Source organism: Herbaspirillum sp. SJZ107 (assembly GCF_006715485.1).
Lineage (GTDB): Bacteria > Pseudomonadota > Gammaproteobacteria > Burkholderiales > Burkholderiaceae_D > Telluria.
This window is the reverse complement of record NZ_VFNH01000004.1, coordinates 569,076-582,928: the sequence shown is the minus strand read 5'-3', so window position 1 is coordinate 582,928 and position 13,853 is coordinate 569,076. Positions and strand designations below refer to the sequence as shown.

Here is a 13,853-nt window from a genome sequence, read left to right as displayed (position 1 = left end):
CGTTGAATTCGTTGCTGCTGCAAAGCATGGCCGCCCGGGCAGGGCAACCGGCATGCCAAGATAGCACAACGATACTGCGTCCGCTTTCACGCTCAGCCGCAACAAGCGGCGCGTGGCCATGCATGCCACGCCGCCGCGGAATGTCAGAGAAAGGATTTCGCCTGCGCCAGGACCGTGTCGCAGGCTTTCCTGGTGAGCTCGGCCTTCACGCCACCGCCGCGCAAGTCCATCGCATTGCCGTTACTACCCCGCAGCAAGCCCTTCATGCCGTCGGTGTAGCCCCGGTCCTGGGTGCGCTCGCCGCCGGGCAGCTTGCCCAGCAACTGGTCCTTGACCGAACTCGCGCCCTCGCCGCTCAGATAATTGTTGCCGATGCAGTATTGCAGCAAGCCGGCGACGTTGCCGATGCTGCCGGACGTCATGGGGGCGCCCGCCATGCCGGCGATGCTTTTCAGGTCACCGCCGCGCTCGCCCTTGCCCAGCAGGCTGTCGATCTGGGCCAGCGCGCCTGCCGCCGGCAGCGCGACTGCCAGCGCCAGTCCGGCATACCGCCATAGTGAAGGTTTCATCATTTGTCTCCCAATGCAAGGGCGACGACATGCGCCGATGACATGCTCTCAGCATAGCGGACGGTGACTGGCCATCAAGAAGGCTCGGGCGTGGACGTGGAGACCTGTGCCGGGGTCAGCCTGCTTTACCCGCGGATGTTTCATCGTCCATTGCGGAAACTGCCGGCGCGTGGATGTGCGCACGGTTGCGATTCCCCCACTCACACAAGGGCTGCAACGCAAGCGCGAGCGTCCGTCCAAAATCGGTGATCGTGTACTCCACCCTCGGCGGGACCTCCATGAAGTCATGGCGCGTGATGATTCCGTCTTCAGTCAGGCTGCGCAACTGCTGGATCAGGACTTTCTCGCTGATGCCGCTTACCAGGCGCTTGAGTTCGCCGAAACGCCGCGGCGACCCCTGCAAATAGAACAGTAATAGCGGCTTCCATTTCCCTCCGATGTAGTGCAGTGCCACATCGAGGCCGCACACCGGTTCCATACTTTCTCCATACTTACCTTTTGGTAGGTACTAGTGTAGATGAAACTACGACCCTACAATCATTTCGTCTGCTCTTGCGCCGACGGCGAACACGGCGATGGCACGCCCAATATCGTCATGGCGTCTTGTTTATCTCTCGCATTCCTTGCGACCTCACCGGGAACCAGTATGTCAACCAACGAAGAAATCATCAGGGAGCTTTATGCGGTCGCAGAAGGTGCGAGCCTGAACCTGGAAAGGTTCGTCGCCCTTTTCGCCGAAGACGGGTATTTTCTGGATATGTCTTCGGGCCAGAAATGGACCGGGGCCGAGGTTCGTCAGCCGCTCGAAGGTCTGGCATCGACCTTTCCGGATTTTCACCGTGAACTGCTGAAGGTGTATTCCGCAGCAGATGGCGTCATCATTGTTGAACTCAGATTGCAAGGCACCCATGCGGGCGATTTCCCGATCCCGGGCGGCGTGCTGCGTGCCACCGGCAAACGGTTCGATGTACCGTGCTGCGACGTGTTCGTCATGGAGGGAGGAAAGGTCAAGGCCTTCCACTGCTACAACATGCGGTCCGTGTGGCTCGAACAACTGGGCGCGGGCAAGGGCTGACTGCCAGCACGCAGCCCCGGCCCACGTTGCCGGAGATAGATTTCGGCAATGACCATATTCGGCACCCACGCCAGCCATGCGATGCAGCGGTAGGCAAAGGCGAAATCGATACCGATAATCTGGGACAGCGGCAGGTAGATCCTGAGCGTGACCGCCGCAAACGTCAGCGCGTAGGAACGGATCATCCAGGCCCGGTGTCGCGAAAAATCGCGTGCGCGCGCGCTGCGCAAGCCCTGCATCGTGGCGTAGAGCCACAGCGTACCGAGCGCGCCGAAACCCCACGCCGCTACCGGGCCGGTGGACACGCCCGCCGCCAGGACCATTGCCGAGGCACCGCCGGCGATGCAAGACGCCACATACACCCGCCCGCTCGCGCGATGCAGTCCACGCCAGCGCTGCCGCACGACGCTCGACAGTTGCATGGCGCCCAGTATCAGGGCGGTCGACGCCGCACCGGCATGCACGACGATCCAGTGGTCGAAGAACCGGTTGGCGAGCACATTGGCCGGCACTGGTCCGACTTGCACGATATAGCGATAGGAAAGCAATCCAACACACACGCCGAGCAGCGCGCCGCCGTATCGCACCGCTTTCGATAACGCCGATCCCGGTTTCCTGTTGAATGCGCCTGCTGTCGCGCTCATCTTATTTCGCCCTCCAAGGTAACCAGCCCATCGGGCGTGGCTGAGTGCCACCAGTCCAGTTCCTTGACGCGCTGTGCCGGGCGTCGTTGACAGTCTCTTGCATAATGCGCTCCGAGATGAAGAACGCACATTTTATGGAGAGATGAATGGATGAGAATGCGCAAAACTCGCTGAGTTCGTCGCATTCGTCCAGAAATAGCATCTTGAGAATTATTTGCCGAGTACGCTGGTGACAATCGCCGGACGCCATCGCGAGCGGATATCATGGGTGGTTTGCATGCTCGCGCTGGCCTGATCGATGGATCCCTTGTCCGATGTGTTGTCGATGTTGCGTCCTACCGACTACGCCTTTCGCGGCCTGGAAGCGGGCGGAAGCTGGTCGCTCCATTACCCCGCCGACGGCTCGCTGAAGTGCTTCGCCATCAGCCTGGGCAGTTGCTGGTTGTACGGCGATGCGCCGATCGGCCGGCGCCGGTTGCGCCAAGGCGATGTGGTGATGATGTCGGGCAGCACTGCCTTCCGTTTATGCAGCGACCTGGAACAACAGCCGGTCGATGTTGCCGAGGCATTGACGGTAGTCGGCCCCGGGAATGTAGCGCGGATCGGGACCGGCATCGACTGCGCCGGGCTGGGCGGCTACTTTGGCTTTGCCAATACCCATGCCGGTATCTTGCTCGCCATGTTGCCGGAGGTGTTGCACGTCGCCTCTAGCGCAGGTGAAGCCTTGCGACTATCGATTGCACGGCTGATGGAAGAACTGCGCTGCCCGAGGCCGGGCGGACAATTGATGGCCAGCCATTTGGCGCAGGCCCTGCTCATCGAAGCCCTGCGCCATCACCTCGACGGCGCCGCGCAGGGCCGGGGCAACTGGTTATATGCGCTGCAGGACAGGAAGCTGAGCACCGCGCTCAGCGCCCTGCATGCCGAACCGGGACGCCCCTGGACCGTCGCACTGCTTGCCGCCGCCGCCGGCATGTCGCGCTCGGCATTCGCCGCGCACTTTGCCGCGACGGTGGGTGAGGCACCGATGGCTTACGTCACACGATGGCGCATGCTGCTGGCCTATGAGCGCCTGGCCGTCGAAGGCGCCACCATCAGCCGCGTCGCAACATCGCTCGGCTACGCGTCGGACAGTGCCTTCGGTGCAGCGTTCAAACGCATTCTCGGTGCATCGCCGCGCAAAGTACGTAAAGCGTCATAAGACCTCGCGCGAGGGGTAGCGCTGCGACAAGATTGCTAGCATACGCCGGCACTGTACATTTATACAGTATCACGGGCCGTGTTCGGTTATTGAAGAGAAGCAGCATGACGCAACAGCGCGCAGCCAAAACTGATGACACCGCTGTTCCATTCGATTTTCCATACGAACCCGGTGGGTCGCACTGGAATCGCTGCATGACCTGGAATATATGCGAGGAACTTGCACTGCAACTCGCAAGCGAGTGTGCTCAAGTGCAGATGGAGTCGGACCGGTCTGTCAGGCCGATCGACATCCTGTTGAAATCGTGTCGTCTGGTCGAGGCGCTTGGATGGGGCGAACCACCATTATTACGGTGGGTAATCCAGCGCGTCGCGGCCTTGTTGAACTGGCCGACGCCAGACATTGCCCGACAACCATGAGCAGTGCACCAACTTGGTAACAAGTTTTATTCAAAGGAGATTTACGATGAACTTCGAACTGAATTTTCTGGAACACGACGTCTCGATTGCCGAGGACACCTGGACCGCTTTAGTCACGACTGGGAGCGATACGTCGCTTGCGAATGTTCGGGCTACCATCCTGGGCGTTCTGGAGCGGAACGGTACTTTTACCATCGAGGACAGCAATGACCAGGCCGTGCGCCGCATCGAGACGACTGCTGAATTCGAAGGATTCATGCAGGAAGTCAAGATGCAGCGCGGCCAGCTGCCTGGATAGACCGACTACGGAACAGCAATTATCCAATTCTCGGCAATGACAACCAGACGGCCTGCTTCTGGCCATTCCAGGCCGTTCAGGCTCGACTACTGCCCAGGTCCGTCTTTCAGAATTTGGCGAAGTTGTCGCGTTCTTTCTTTTGTTAGCTCAGCCTTGCGGGCGCTCCACAGCATGGGATACATACTTCCCCAGCATTGTTGAACGCTCTCTTCAGAGCATGAGAAACGTGCTTTCAGCTCTGCATCGCGAAATGCCAGCCAGGCTGCCTGGGCAGCGCCAAGGTTTTTCAAAAATAAAGGGTCGTCCGCCATTCGAGTTACGACTGATCGGTAGGCAAGGTCGAGAGCCTTGTCTGCTTTGGCGAGTTCGGCGTCTGCACATGCATTCAGCGCCACCTGGTTGCTTCTGGCACCGCACACTGGACTGCTGTCAGCCCATGAAACGCTCTGAAATAGCACAGGCAAAACAATGAGTAAAACGATGTGCTTGATCATTTATCCTTTATTCAGAACTCCTGTAACGTTTTGTCTGTGGTCCTGGGGATGAGTACCTGGCAATGTCCGGTTTCGGCCGCTTGCCGACGTATTGTAGCGTCCGCTTCCCACCTACAGCAGACTTTGACCTGAACTCCACTTTTCAACCAAGGTCCGGACACTCTCGGCCACCGAACGCGCTCGAATTTACTTATGGGCTGTCTGTACGGCGGCCGCCACATCTTTCAGTTCGGCCAACAAGGCCTTGGCAGCCGGCGACAGGTGCGCCCCCGCGCGGGTGGTCACGCCGATCTGGCGCGAGAGGCCGGGCGCGTGAAACGGCAGCACAGCAAGCTGCCCTGCCGCGATTTCATAATGCAGCTGATGCGGCGACAGCACCGTCAGCATGTCCGACGACAGCAGCAAGCCGCGCAGCAGCGCCAGGTCGCCGGTTTCGACAGCCGCCTGCGGCGGGGTCCGTCCATGCTCGCGGTAGAACTGGTCGAGCGACTTGCGCAGCGGCGCATCGGCACGCGACAGCACCCACGGATAGGGATCGAAGTCGTCGAACGACAGCGCGCGCTTGCGCGCCAGCGGATGGTCGGCGCGGGCGATCACCGCGCTCGAGTCCTGCATCAGCACCGTGCGTTCCAGCTCCCGCCCCGCCGACTCGCGCAGCGCGCCGATGACGAAGTCGACCCTGCCGCTCAGGAGGCCGGCCGCCAGTTCCTCGTACGGGCTTTCGAGCGAGCGCACGCGCACGCGCGGGTACTTTTTCACCAGGGAGGCAATCGCCGCCGGCAGCACCAGGGTGCGCGCCAGCGGCAACGCGCCGACCGTGACCACGCCTTCGAGCACGCCGTTCAGCGCCGCCAGGTCGGCCAGGATGTGATCGAGTTCGACCAGCACCCGGTTGAAGCGCACGATCCAGCGGCTGCCCGCATCCGAGGGCAGCATGCCGCGTGCGGTGCGGCGGAACAGGCTCTGGCCGAGGCCCTCCTCCAGCTTGGCCAACGCCTGGCTGACCGCGGACTGCGACATGCCCATCCCCTGCGCCACGGTCGGCATGTGGTGCACGTCGGCCAGCATCGTCGCCACTTGCAGGCGGCGTTCGTTGAACAGCGCATCCATGCCGCTGACCAGGTAGCCTTCGCGCGCGCCGAGCCGGGCGGCGTCGTCGCGCACCTCGCGCAACTCGGCCTCGATGATCTGGGTGCGCAGGCGCACCACCTCGCCGGCCGCGGTCAGCAGCATGCCTCTGCCCTTGCGTTCAAATAGTTGGGTACCCAGAGATGCTTCCAGCGTGGCGACGGAACGCGTGACGGCGCTCGACGCCCGGTACAGCACGTCGGCAGAACGGCGGATGCCGCCGGTGGCGGCCACGAGCTGGAATGCGCGCAGATGATGAAGTTGAATGGCCGGCATGGACAGGGAGGATAGCGGTTCCGTCCGTACGCGGAACACCCGATAAGTATTTTCGAACAATTTGCGCGCATAAGGCAACCCAGATGCGCACTGGCGCGCCGATACTGGGCATTATCCGAACTTGGCCCCCATCCCGACATGCCTGACGAGACCAACATCGACGACTATCGTCCCCTGCCCTGCACGCTGATGCGCGGCGGTACCTCCCGCGGTCCCTTCTTTCTGGCGTCCGACCTGCCGGCCGACGTCGCCCGCCGCGACCGGGTGCTGCTGGCCGTCATGGGTTCGCCCGACAAGCGCCAGATCGACGGCCTGGGCGGCGCCCATCCGCTGACCAGCAAGGCCGGCATCGTCAGCCGCAGCGCCACGCCCGGCGTCGATCTGGATTTCCTGTTTGCGCAGCTGCAGCCCGAGTCCGACAAGGTCGACACCACCCCGAACTGCGGCAACATGCTGGCCGCGGTGCTGCCCTTCGCCATCGAGCGCGGCCTGGTGCAGGCAGGCGACGACACCACGACCGCGCGCATCCTGACCCTGAACACCAATATGCAGTGCGACGTCACCGTGCAGACGCCGGGCGGCCGCATGCGCTACGCCGGCGACACCCGCATCGACGGCGTTCCGGGCAGCGCGTCGCCGGTCAAGATCAACTTCCTCGACACCGCCGGGTCGGTCTGCCCGGCGCTGCTCCCGACCGGACACACGCTGGATCGGGTGTCGTACGCGACCGCCGACGGCGCCACGCGCGAAGTGGACGCCACCCTGATCGACAACGGCATGCCGATGGTGCTGGTCCGCGCGGCCGATTTCGGCATCAGCGGACGCGAAAGCGCGGCCGAGCTGAATGCCGACGCGGCGCTCAAGGCCAGGCTGGAAGCCCTGCGCCTGGCGGTCGGCCCGGCCATGGGCCTGGGCGACGTCGGCAGCAAGAACTACCCGAAGATGTGCCTGGTGTCCGCGCCCACGGCCGGCGGCACCGTGTCGACCCGCTGCTTCATTCCGCACGTGTGCCACGACGCCATCGGCGTGCTGGCGGCGGTGACCGTGGCCACGGCCTGCGTGCTGGAAGGCTCGGTGACCGAGGGCCTGGCCCGCGCCGGCAGCGGTGCGCAGCGCACCATCTCGGTGGAACACCCGACCGGCGAATTCAGCGTCGAGCTGGAACTCGACGCCCACGATCCACAACAAGTCGCCAGCGCCGCCCTGCTGCGCACGGCGCGTCCCATCATGCGCGGCGAAGTCTTGGTGCCCGCCTCCTCCCTGAACGAGAACAGCCAATGAAGAAGCCCCTGATCATCGATTGCCACGGCCACTACACGACCACGCCGAAGGCGCTGGAAGACTGGCGCAACCGGCAGATCGCCAACCTGAACACGCCGGAACTCGGTCCGCGTGCGTCCGACCTGAAGATCAGCGACGACGAACTGCGCGAGTCGATCGAAACCAACCAGCTGCGCCTGATGCGCGAGCGCGGTTCCGACCTCACGATCTTCTCGCCGCGCGCCAGCTTCATGGCCCACCACATCGGCAACTTCGAGACCAGCGCCACCTGGGCCGCGATCTGCAACGAACTGTGCTACCGCGTGTCCCGGCTGTTCCCGGACAACTTCATCGGCGCGGCCATGCTGCCGCAGTCGCCCGGCGTCGACCCGGCCACCTGCATCCCGGAGCTGGAACGCTGCGTCAAGGAATACGGCATGGTCGGCATCAACCTGAACCCCGACCCCTCGGGCGGCCACTGGACCGCGCCGCCGCTGTCCGACCGCCACTGGTACCCGATCTACGAAAAGATGGTCGAGTACGACATCCCGGCGATGATCCACGTCTCGACCAGCTGCAACCCGTGTTTCCACACCACCGGCGCGCATTACCTGAACGCGGACACGACCGCCTTCATGCAGTGCCTGACCAGCGACCTGTTCAAGGATTTCCCGACCCTGAAGTTCCTGATCCCGCACGGCGGCGGCGCCGTGCCCTACCACTGGGGCCGTTTCCGCGGCCTGGCGCAGGAAATGAAGAAGCCGCTGCTGGAAGAACACCTGCTGAACAACATCTACTTCGACACCTGCGTCTACCACCAGCCGGGCATCGACCTGCTCGCCAAGGTCATCCCGACCAAGAACGTGCTGTTCGCCTCGGAGATGATCGGCGCCGTGCGCGGCATCGATCCCGAGACCGGCCACTACTACGACGACACCAGGCGCTACATCGAGGCCGCCGCGCTGTCGGATGAAGACCGCTTCCAGATTTTCGAAGGCAATGCGCGCCGCGTATTTACCCTCCTGGACGCCGCCCTGACCCAGAAAGGACAATGAATGAGCACGCCCCTGATCAACCAGCTCGGCGTCGTCAAGCGCAACATCGAGCGTGCCGACCGCGATGCGACCGAACGCATGGGCACACTGGGCAGCGCCACCGTGCACGAGGCGATGGGCCGGGTCGGCCTGTTCAAACCTTATATGCGTCCGATCCAGGCCGGCACCCAGGTCGCCGGTACCGCCGTTACCGTGCTGCTGCACCCGGGCGACAACTGGATGCTGCACGTGGCCGCCGAGCAGATCCAGCCGGGCGACATCGTCGTCGCGGCGATCACGGCCGAGTGCACCGACGGTTACTTTGGCGACCTGCTCGCCACCAGTTTCATGGCACGCGGCGCCAGAGCCCTGGTCATCGACGCCGGCGTACGCGACGTGCGCGTGCTGAAGGAGATGGGTTTCCCGGTGTGGAGCAAGGCGATCAGCGCCAAGGGCTGCATCAAGGCGACCCTGGGATCGGTCAACATCCCGGTGATCTGCGCCGGCGCGCTGGTCAACCCGGGCGACGCGATCGTGGCCGACGACGACGGCGTGGTGGTGGTGCCGGCTGCGGACGCCGTGCGCGTGGCCGACGTCGCGCAGAAGCGCGAAGACCTGGAAGGCGAAAAGCGCGCCAAGCTGGCATCCGGCGTGCTCGGCCTCGACATGTACAGCATGCGCGAGCCGCTCGCCAGGGCCGGGCTGAAATACATCGACTGACGGGATGGACGAGGCCATGAAAAAAGTCGTCTATCTGTTGTGCGGACTGCTGTGCGACAGCGTCGTCTGGGAAGCCCAGGCACACGCGCTGGGAGCGGATTACGATGTCCGCGTGATCAGTTTCGAAGGCCTGGATTCGATGCAGGCCATGGCCGACAAGGTGCTGGTGGATGCACCGGCACGCTTCGCGCTGGCCGGCCACTCGATGGGTGGACGGGTGGCGCTGGAAGTCTATCGGCGCGCGCCGCAGCGCATCGAGCGGCTGGCGCTGCTGGACACCGGTTACGAGCCGGCGGCGCCCGGCGAGGCCGAAAAGCGCGCCGTGCTGGTCGACCAGGCGCAGAAGGAAGGTATCGCCTCGATCGCCGCGAGCTGGGGCTTGCCGATGCTGGCGCCGGCCAACCGCGACGATCCGGCACTGGTCCAGGCGGTCGTGGACATGGTGGGACGGATGTCGGCCCCGATCTATGCCGGCAAGACCCGCGCGCTGCTCGGACGACCCGATGCGACCGACGTATTGAAGCGCATCGCCTGCCCGACCATGATCATCTGCGGGGAGGAAGACGGCTGGAGCCCGCCGGAGCGCCACGAGCAGATGGCGGCGCTGGTGCCCGGTGCACAGCTGCGCCTGATCGACGGCGCCGGCCACATGGTCATGATGGAAGCACCCGGCGCGGTGCTGCAGGCGCTGCAGGAATGGCTGGCGCTGCCCACGACAACCTACGAGGAGACATGATTCAATGGCCAAGATCATTGGCGGTATCGGGACGTCGCACGTTCCCACCATCGGACTCGCATACGACAGGAAGCGGCAGAACGACCCGGCCTGGGCCCCGCTGTTCGAGGGCTACAAGCCGGTCGCGACATGGCTGGAAGAACAGAAGCCCGACGTGCTGCTGTTCTTCTACAACGACCACGCGAACAGCTTCTTCTTCGACTGTTACCCGACCTTTGCGGTCGGCATCTCGCCGAATTTCGAGATGGCCGACGAAGGCGCCGGGCGCCGTCCGCTGCCCGACATCCAGGGTCATCCGAAGCTTGCGATCCACGTCACGGAATCGCTGGTCAACGACGAATTCGACATGGCAGTATTCCAGGACCGCCCGCTCGACCACGGCTGCAACTCGCCGCTGGCGCTGATGTGGCCGCACGAACCGGCCTGGCCCGGCGCCATCGTGCCGATCGCGATCAATGTGCTGCAGTATCCTCTGCCGACAGCCGCGCGCTGCTACAAGCTGGGCAAGGCGGTGCGGCGCGCCATCGAATCCTATCCGGAAGACCTGAAAGTGGCGATCGTCGGCACCGGCGGCCTGTCGCACCAGATCCACGGCGAGCGCACCGGCTTCAACAACATCGAGTGGGACGAGGAATTCCTGCGCCTGATCGTCGAAGATCCCGAAAAACTGGCGCGGATGCGCCACGCCGAGCTGGTGGAACTGGGCGGCGCCGAAAGCGCCGAGGTGATCATGTGGCTGGCGATGCGCGGCGCCCTGAACGACAACATCCGCTGCATCCACCAGAACCACTACCTGGCCACCACCACCAACATGGCGGTCGCGATCTACGAACAGGCCGGCGACGGCCAGGCGCCCGCCGCGCCGGTGCACGGCAATCCGCAACTGGCCGGCCTGGATGCGCTCGAAGGCACCTATCCGTTCGACCTGAACGCCAGCCTGCACGCGGCGCGCCTGAACCGTTTCTTCTGGCGCCATCGGGAGCCGGCCTTCCGCGCGCTGGTGGCGCGCGACCTGAACGCCGCCTTCGACGAGCTGCAGCTGAACGAGGAAGAGCGTGCCCTGGTGACCGGCCAGGACTGGCTGGGACTGATCCGCTATGGCGTGAGTTTCTTTGTGCTGGAAAAATTCGCGCGCGTGGTCAAGATATCGAACCTGGCCGTCTACGCCAGCATGCGCGGCGAGACGCTAGAAGACTTCCTGAAAACGCGGCGCGTGCCGGAATCGGCGTAAGAACAATGAGCATGCACATCGACGACCACGCAGCCATCGAACGCGCCTGCACCCGCCTGATCGCGCAATACGCCTACCTGAACGACGGGCGCCGCTTCGAGGAACTGGCGGCGCTGTTCACGCCCGACGCCCTGCTGTTCCGTCCTTCGGCGCCGGACAAGGCGATCGCCGGCCATGACGCCATCCTCGCCGCCTTCCGCAAGCGGCCAGCCGACGTGATGACCTTCCACCTCTGCACCGACGTAATCGTCACCGTCGACGACGCCACGTCCGCGCATGCGCAGTCGCGCATCCTGCTGCTGTCCACCAAAAGGCCGGCCCAGGAAGGCGCGACGCCGGGCCCCGCAGAAGCGCCGGTGCCCGGCGTCTTCCACGACAGGTTCAGCCTCACGGAAAACGGCTGGAAATTCGCCGAGCGGCGCGGCTCGTTCTCGATCTGACCCGCGGACGGCGGCCACGGCCGGCGATCAGGCCAGCATCCGGTCCAGCAGCTCGATCCAGTGCTCCACCGGCGTGGCGGTGCCCGACTGCAGGTGGCCGATGCAGCCGACGTTGGCCGAGACGATGCGTTCCGGCCCGGTCGCTTCCAGCTTGGCCAGCTTGTCGTCGCGCAGCTGGGTGGCGATCTCCTTGTGCAGCACCGAATAGGTGCCGGCCGAACCGCAGCACAGGTGGCTGTCGGCGCACAGCCTGACGTCGACGCCGGCGGCGGTCAGCAGCGACTCGACCTTGCCGCGGATCTTCTGGCCGTGCTGCAGGCTGCACGGCGGGTGGTAGGCCACGCGTTGTGCAGTCTTGCGCCCGGCGAGCTTTTCCGTCAGGCGCGCCTCGAACGCCGGCAGCACTTCGCTGACATCCCTGGCGGCGGCCGATATGCGCGCGGCCTTTTCCGCGTACGCCGGGTCGTCCGCCAGCAGATGGCCGTACTCCTTGATCATCGAGCCGCAGCCGGAAGCGTTGATGACGATGGTATCGACGCCGCCCTCGATCCAGGGCCACCAAGCGTCGATGTTGCGGCGCATGTCGGCCAGGCCGCCCGGGGCATCGTTCATGTGCCAGCGGATCGCGCCGCAGCAGCCGGCCCGCTTGGCCGTCACCAGTTGCACGCCGGCCGCGTCGAACACGCGCGCGGTCGCCGCATTGATGTTGGGCGACATCGCCGGCTGCACGCAGCCTTCCAGCATCAGCATCTTGCGTGCATGCTGCGTGGTCGGCCAGGCGCCGGCCGGCTGCGGCGCCGGCACCTTGTCCTTCAGGGCCTGCGGCAGCAGGGCGCGCACCGCCTGCCCGGTCTTCATCGCCGGCGCAAACAGCCACCGGCGCGGCAGCGTCTCCTTGAGCACCGTGCGCAGCAGGCGCTGGGCCGGCGGCCGCGGCACCTGCGCCTCGACCACGCGGCGGCCGATGTCGGCCAGCCGCCCGTACTGCACGCCCGACGGGCAGGTCGATTCGCAGTTGCGGCAGGTCAGGCAGCGGTCCAGGTGGACCTGGGTGGCGCGGGTCGCCGGTTTCCCCTCGAGCACCTGCTTGATCAGGTAGATGCGGCCGCGCGGGCCGTCCAGTTCGTCCCCGAGCAACTGGTAGGTCGGGCAGGTGGCGGTGCAGAAGCCGCAGTGCACGCACTTGCGCAGGATGGCGTCGGCCTCGATGCCGTCGCGCGTATCGCGGATGAAATCGGCAAGATTGGTTTGCATGGTTAGAACTCCCTGTACATGCGGCCGCGGTTGAACACGCCGGCCGGATCGAATGCATCCTTGAGCTGTTTATGGATCGTACAGACCGCCGGCGCCAGCGGATGGAACACGCCGGCGTCGCGGGCACCGCCGCGGAACAGCGTCGCATGGCCGCCGGCCTGGCTCGCCGCGGCGCGGATCGTGGCGGCATCGGCATCGGTGAGCAGCCAGCGCTGGGCGCCGCCCCACTCGATCAGCTGCCTGCCGGGCAGCGCCAGCGGCGCCGCGCTGGAGGGCAGCGACAGGCGCCACAGACCGTTCTGATGCTGTCTCGCCTCGGCGAAGAAGGCATTGTCCTGCTCGCGCAGCGAGCGCCAGCAGGCGTCGGCCTCGTCAATCACCTCGCCGCCGAGGCGCGCGCGTGCCGCATCGACCGCCGAGCGGGCGCCGGACAGGCGCACGGCCAAGGTGCCGTCGACCCAGGCCGAGGCCGAAATCGGTAGCGGTTGCCCGCCCCATTCGTTGAGGCGGCGCAGCGCCTCGTCCTGGTGCATCTCCAGCCGCAGGCTGAGTTCCGCGACCGGCTTGGGCAGCACCTTGAGCGAGACCTCGGCGATCAGGCCGAACATGCCGAGCGACCCGGTCAGCAGGCGCGACACGTCATAGCCGGCGACGTTTTTCATTACCTTGCCGCCGAAGCGCAGCAGCTCGCCGCGGCCGTTCATGAGCGCCGCGCCGAGCACGAAGTCGCGCACGCTGCCGGCCGCCTGACGGCGCGGGCCCGACAGCCCGGCCGACACCATGCCGCCGAGCGTGGCGCCGGCGCCGAAGTGCGGCGGCTCGAAGGCCAGCATCTGGCCGTGCGGCGTCAGGTGTTCCTCGATCTCGGCCAGCGGCGTGCCGCAGCGCGCCGTGATCACCAGTTCGGTCGGCTCGTACTCGATGATGCCGCGGTAGGCGGTGGTGTCGAGCAGCGCGCCGTGCAGGTCCTGTCCGTACCAGTCCTTGCTGCCGCCGCCGCGGATGCGCAGGGATGCGCCGCTGGCGGAGGCTTCGGCGATCTGGTCGGAGAATCGTTGTAATGTGGTGTCCATG

17 protein-coding genes are annotated in these 13,853 nt (G+C 65.0%); 10 read left to right on the top strand and 7 right to left on the bottom strand.

Going from position 1 to position 13,853, the window contains the following annotated elements; all coding sequences use genetic code 11:
- Positions 1-143: 143 nt before the first annotated feature.
- The gene (locus FBX97_RS25470; protein ID WP_141837982.1) at positions 144-572 is read right to left on the bottom strand and encodes a DUF2501 domain-containing protein; all 429 of its coding nucleotides are present in this window, start codon (positions 570-572) and stop codon (positions 144-146) included.
- Positions 573-684: 112 nt separating this feature from the next.
- Positions 685-1,047, bottom strand: a complete 363-nt coding sequence (locus tag FBX97_RS25465; RefSeq protein ID WP_141837979.1) for a helix-turn-helix domain-containing protein — start codon at positions 1,045-1,047, stop codon at positions 685-687.
- 39 nt (positions 1,048-1,086) lie between these two features.
- On the opposite strand from FBX97_RS25465, the gene FBX97_RS25460 reads away from it, so the two are divergent.
- On the top strand, positions 1,087-1,644 hold the full coding sequence (locus FBX97_RS25460; protein ID WP_255517631.1) for a nuclear transport factor 2 family protein: 558 nt from the start codon (positions 1,087-1,089) through the stop codon (positions 1,642-1,644).
- Here the strand turns inward: FBX97_RS25460 and FBX97_RS25455 are convergent.
- On the bottom strand, positions 1,593-2,288 hold the full coding sequence (locus tag FBX97_RS25455; RefSeq protein ID WP_141837976.1) for a DUF2306 domain-containing protein: 696 nt from the start codon (positions 2,286-2,288) through the stop codon (positions 1,593-1,595). The genes FBX97_RS25460 and FBX97_RS25455 overlap by 52 nt on opposite strands.
- A gap of 298 nt (positions 2,289-2,586) precedes the next feature.
- Between FBX97_RS25455 and FBX97_RS25450 the strand changes: the two genes are divergently transcribed.
- The 3 genes from FBX97_RS25450 to FBX97_RS25445 all read left to right on the top strand — a co-directional run bounded on the left by FBX97_RS25450 (position 2,587) and on the right by FBX97_RS25445 (position 4,206).
- Positions 2,587-3,489, top strand: a complete 903-nt coding sequence (locus FBX97_RS25450) for an AraC family transcriptional regulator (protein ID WP_141837973.1) — start codon at positions 2,587-2,589, stop codon at positions 3,487-3,489.
- 104 nt (positions 3,490-3,593) lie between these two features.
- Positions 3,594-3,908, top strand: a complete 315-nt coding sequence (locus FBX97_RS29745; protein ID WP_185748749.1) for a hypothetical protein — start codon at positions 3,594-3,596, stop codon at positions 3,906-3,908.
- A 46-nt stretch (positions 3,909-3,954) separates the two neighbouring features.
- Positions 3,955-4,206: a hypothetical protein gene (locus FBX97_RS25445; protein WP_141837970.1), complete on the top strand. Its 252-nt coding sequence runs from the start codon at positions 3,955-3,957 to the stop codon at positions 4,204-4,206.
- Between the two features lie 86 nt (positions 4,207-4,292).
- On the opposite strand, the gene FBX97_RS25440 is transcribed toward FBX97_RS25445, so the two are convergent.
- Together FBX97_RS25440 and FBX97_RS25435 are read right to left on the bottom strand one after the other, a co-directional pair.
- Positions 4,293-4,700, bottom strand: coding sequence for a lysozyme inhibitor LprI family protein (locus tag FBX97_RS25440; RefSeq protein ID WP_141837967.1), 408 nt, complete (start codon positions 4,698-4,700; stop codon positions 4,293-4,295).
- 186 nt (positions 4,701-4,886) lie between these two features.
- Entirely contained in the window at positions 4,887-6,104 is a 1,218-nt protein-coding gene (locus FBX97_RS25435; RefSeq protein ID WP_141837965.1) for a LysR family transcriptional regulator, read from the bottom strand.
- Positions 6,105-6,242: 138 nt separating this feature from the next.
- On the opposite strand from FBX97_RS25435, the gene FBX97_RS25430 reads away from it, so the two are divergent.
- The 6 genes from FBX97_RS25430 to FBX97_RS25405 are packed head-to-tail and all read left to right on the top strand — an operon-like array spanning position 6,243 to position 11,525.
- Positions 6,243-7,385: a 4-oxalomesaconate tautomerase gene (locus tag FBX97_RS25430; protein WP_141837963.1), complete on the top strand. Its 1,143-nt coding sequence runs from the start codon at positions 6,243-6,245 to the stop codon at positions 7,383-7,385.
- Positions 7,386-7,393: 8 nt separating this feature from the next.
- Positions 7,394-8,419: an amidohydrolase family protein gene (locus FBX97_RS25425; RefSeq protein WP_141838153.1), complete on the top strand. Its 1,026-nt coding sequence runs from the start codon at positions 7,394-7,396 to the stop codon at positions 8,417-8,419.
- Between the two features lie 15 nt (positions 8,420-8,434).
- The gene (gene ligK, locus FBX97_RS25420) at positions 8,435-9,118 is read left to right on the top strand and encodes a 4-carboxy-4-hydroxy-2-oxoadipate aldolase/oxaloacetate decarboxylase (RefSeq protein ID WP_141838151.1); all 684 of its coding nucleotides are present in this window, start codon (positions 8,435-8,437) and stop codon (positions 9,116-9,118) included.
- A gap of 16 nt (positions 9,119-9,134) precedes the next feature.
- Complete coding sequence (locus FBX97_RS25415; protein ID WP_221631872.1) at positions 9,135-9,854, top strand: alpha/beta fold hydrolase; 720 nt, start codon at positions 9,135-9,137, stop codon at positions 9,852-9,854.
- 4 nt (positions 9,855-9,858) lie between these two features.
- Positions 9,859-11,085 carry a gallate dioxygenase gene (locus tag FBX97_RS25410; protein WP_141837959.1) on the top strand — a complete coding sequence of 409 codons (1,227 nt, stop codon included), beginning with the start codon at positions 9,859-9,861 and terminating at the stop codon, positions 11,083-11,085.
- An 11-nt stretch (positions 11,086-11,096) separates the two neighbouring features.
- Positions 11,097-11,525 carry a nuclear transport factor 2 family protein gene (locus FBX97_RS25405; RefSeq protein ID WP_141837957.1) on the top strand — a complete coding sequence of 143 codons (429 nt, stop codon included), beginning with the start codon at positions 11,097-11,099 and terminating at the stop codon, positions 11,523-11,525.
- A gap of 27 nt (positions 11,526-11,552) precedes the next feature.
- Here FBX97_RS25405 and glcF read toward each other — a convergent pair whose 3' ends face one another.
- Both glcF and glcE read right to left on the bottom strand, forming a co-directional pair.
- Positions 11,553-12,779, bottom strand: a complete 1,227-nt coding sequence (glcF, locus tag FBX97_RS25400) for a glycolate oxidase subunit GlcF (protein WP_141837955.1) — start codon at positions 12,777-12,779, stop codon at positions 11,553-11,555.
- Between the two features lie 2 nt (positions 12,780-12,781).
- Positions 12,782-13,852, bottom strand: coding sequence for a glycolate oxidase subunit GlcE (gene glcE / locus FBX97_RS25395; RefSeq protein WP_141837953.1), 1,071 nt, complete (start codon positions 13,850-13,852; stop codon positions 12,782-12,784).
- Position 13,853 lies beyond the last annotated feature (1 nt).

What these genes read in the sequence shown, in the direction of transcription:
- FBX97_RS25470 (WP_141837982.1), bottom strand. Translation starts at nt 572, where the DNA reads ATGATGAAACCTTCACTATGGCGGTATGCCGGACTGGCGCTGGCAGTC.
- FBX97_RS25465 (WP_141837979.1), bottom strand. Translation starts at nt 1,047, where the DNA reads ATGGAACCGGTGTGCGGCCTCGATGTGGCACTGCACTACATCGGAGGG.
- FBX97_RS25460 (WP_255517631.1), top strand. Translation starts at nt 1,087, where the DNA reads ATGAAACTACGACCCTACAATCATTTCGTCTGCTCTTGCGCCGACGGC.
- FBX97_RS25455 (WP_141837976.1), bottom strand. Translation starts at nt 2,288, where the DNA reads ATGAGCGCGACAGCAGGCGCATTCAACAGGAAACCGGGATCGGCGTTA.
- FBX97_RS25450 (WP_141837973.1), top strand. Translation starts at nt 2,587, where the DNA reads ATGGATCCCTTGTCCGATGTGTTGTCGATGTTGCGTCCTACCGACTAC.
- FBX97_RS29745 (WP_185748749.1), top strand. Translation starts at nt 3,594, where the DNA reads ATGACGCAACAGCGCGCAGCCAAAACTGATGACACCGCTGTTCCATTC.
- FBX97_RS25445 (WP_141837970.1), top strand. Translation starts at nt 3,955, where the DNA reads ATGAACTTCGAACTGAATTTTCTGGAACACGACGTCTCGATTGCCGAG.
- FBX97_RS25440 (WP_141837967.1), bottom strand. Translation starts at nt 4,700, where the DNA reads ATGATCAAGCACATCGTTTTACTCATTGTTTTGCCTGTGCTATTTCAG.
- FBX97_RS25435 (WP_141837965.1), bottom strand. Translation starts at nt 6,104, where the DNA reads ATGCCGGCCATTCAACTTCATCATCTGCGCGCATTCCAGCTCGTGGCC.
- FBX97_RS25430 (WP_141837963.1), top strand. Translation starts at nt 6,243, where the DNA reads ATGCCTGACGAGACCAACATCGACGACTATCGTCCCCTGCCCTGCACG.
- FBX97_RS25415 (WP_221631872.1), top strand. Translation starts at nt 9,135, where the DNA reads ATGAAAAAAGTCGTCTATCTGTTGTGCGGACTGCTGTGCGACAGCGTC.
- FBX97_RS25410 (WP_141837959.1), top strand. Translation starts at nt 9,859, where the DNA reads ATGGCCAAGATCATTGGCGGTATCGGGACGTCGCACGTTCCCACCATC.
- FBX97_RS25405 (WP_141837957.1), top strand. Translation starts at nt 11,097, where the DNA reads ATGCACATCGACGACCACGCAGCCATCGAACGCGCCTGCACCCGCCTG.
- glcF (WP_141837955.1), bottom strand. Translation starts at nt 12,779, where the DNA reads ATGCAAACCAATCTTGCCGATTTCATCCGCGATACGCGCGACGGCATC.
- glcE (WP_141837953.1), bottom strand. Translation starts at nt 13,852, where the DNA reads ATGGACACCACATTACAACGATTCTCCGACCAGATCGCCGAAGCCTCC.